1 protein-coding gene is annotated in these 1,508 nt (G+C 67.6%); it reads left to right on the forward strand.

Annotated elements, in window-relative coordinates; all coding sequences use genetic code 11:
• The first annotated feature begins 145 nt into the window (after nucleotides 1-145).
• Complete coding sequence (locus EFE23_RS27795; RefSeq protein ID WP_255421186.1) at nucleotides 146-1,489, forward strand: IS701 family transposase; 1,344 nt, start codon at nucleotides 146-148, stop codon at nucleotides 1,487-1,489.
• Nucleotides 1,490-1,508 lie beyond the last annotated feature (19 nt).

The raw sequence follows: 1,508 nt of genomic DNA on the forward strand, positions 1-1,508 counted from the left end.
AGTACGGCAGCCGCCATTGGCGGCCTGACCTGGCGGGTTGCGGTGGGATAGTGCAACGTGGACGCAGCCGCCTGTTGATCATGTATGTGTGAGAACGACAAGATCGAAGGCGGCTGCTGCTGCCAGGGTAGCGGGCAGACGCGCGGTGCGGGCAAGGGCAGAGCTGTTGGAGGCGCTGCGGTCGTGTTTCGTGCGGACGCAGACGTGGCAGCATGCGGGAAGATACATGTCGGCGCTGGTCAGTCAGATGCCGAAGCGGAACGGATGGACGATCGCCGAGCAGGTCGGGGATGTCACGCCGGACCGCACGCAGCGGCTGTTGAACCGGGCGGTCTGGGACACGACGGCCGCGATGGGTCAGGTCCGGCGGTTCGCCGCCGCTGGTCTGGACGCGGCGGCGAGCCGTCGGCGGCGGCGTGGCCTGGTCGTCGGGGCGTTGGACGAGACGGGTCAGGCCAAGCAGGGTGTCGCGACGTGTGGGGTGAAGCGGCAGTACATGGGGTGCGCGGGCAGGGTCGCGAACGGGATCAACACCGTGCATTTGTCCTATGTGCGGGAGAAGGTGGGGCACGCGTTGATCGGGGCGCGTCAGTGGATTCCTGCCGAGCACATCACCGACCCGCAGGCCTCGACCGGTATGGGGCTGCCACCCGGGTTGGAGTTTCGCACCAAGGGCCAGTTGGCCATCGACATCTGTGCGGACGCGTACGCCGACGGCCTGGCCTTCGACGTCGCCTGCGGTGACGAGGTGTACGGCAACTGCACCCAGTTGCGGGAGTTCTTCGAGACTCATGGGCAGGCGTACGTGCTGCGGGTCGCTTCTACCTTCATGATCAACCTTCCATCCGGAGACAGGATGACCTGCGCGCAGGCCGTCTCCCTGCTGGCCGCCGGCACACACCGGCGGGAGGTCCGCTCAGCAGGCACCGGGTCGAAGGGACAGCGCTGGTACGCGTGGGCGTGGATCGCCACCGCCTCACCCCGGCATCACCTGCTGGTCCGCCGTCACCTACGCAGCGGTGAACTGGCGTTTCACTACTGTCATGTGCCCGAGGGGCAGACCCTGACCAAGACGAGACTGATCCGCGCTGCCGGGCTGCGCTGGCCGGTCGAGGAAGACTTCGAGTTCAGCAAGGACCACTTCGGCCTGGACCAGTGCCAAGCCCGCCTCTACACCGCCATCGCCCGGCACACCGTGCTGGTCATGGCCGCCCTCGCGGTCTGCGCCGTCACCGCCGCCCACCTCACCGACCGCACCGACACCCAGGCACCACCACCGCACACACCGGACCAGCAGCCACCACCCGAGCCCGGAATGATCCCGCTGACCGTCCCCGAGGTCAAACGACTCCTCGCCAACGCCCTCCACCACCCGAGACCGCCCCACCACGACACGCACTGGCTCAACTGGCGACGCCGTCACCAGGCCCGCGCACGCTGGTTCCACCAACGCACACGACTAAACCGGGACTACGCCCTGGTCAGCTAGCAATTGGCGGCTGCCGTAC

Origin of the sequence: Micromonospora solifontis (genome assembly GCF_003725545.1) — a bacterium.
In the GTDB taxonomy this organism is placed as follows: domain Bacteria; phylum Actinomycetota; class Actinomycetes; order Mycobacteriales; family Micromonosporaceae; genus Micromonospora; species Micromonospora solifontis.